Source organism: Shewanella sp. KT0246 (genome assembly GCF_019654955.1).
In the GTDB taxonomy this organism is placed as follows: Bacteria; Pseudomonadota; Gammaproteobacteria; order Enterobacterales; family Shewanellaceae; genus Shewanella; species Shewanella goraebulensis.
The window spans coordinates 1-401 of sequence record NZ_BPEV01000165.1; the positions used below are offsets into that span (position 1 = coordinate 1).

The window sequence follows — 401 nt, forward strand, 5'->3', positions numbered from 1 at the left end:
GCTTGGCCGTTATCACTATCAGTAATGGTTAACGCACCATCAACCCTTAATAATCCCGAGTGAACGTCTTTATCTTCAGTGAGAGAGGCCGTTGCTGTGCCCGCAATCACGGCTTTATCGTCAGTACCGTTAATGGTCACGGTGACTTGTTGTTCAGTGCCATCAACAGAGTGAACCAGCAGGGTGTCAGTTACTGACTCACCCGTTTTTAGACCTTGAATCGTGGCTTGTGCGTTATCCGCGGTGTAGGTCCAATGGCCGAGATTATTGATAGTCAGCGTACCAAATTGACCTTGCAGGGTTTCTGCGCTGAACTGAGCTTGGCCGTTATCACTATCAGTAATGGTTAACGCACCATCAACCCTTAATAATCCCGAGTGAACGTCTTTATCTTCAGTGAG

At 47.6% G+C, this 401-nt stretch carries 1 protein-coding gene; it reads right to left on the reverse strand.

Annotated elements, in window-relative coordinates; translation table 11 throughout:
• The coding region (locus tag K5Q58_RS20985) for a VCBS domain-containing protein (RefSeq protein ID WP_220755761.1) at positions 1 to 401 on the reverse strand (401 nt) is incomplete at both ends.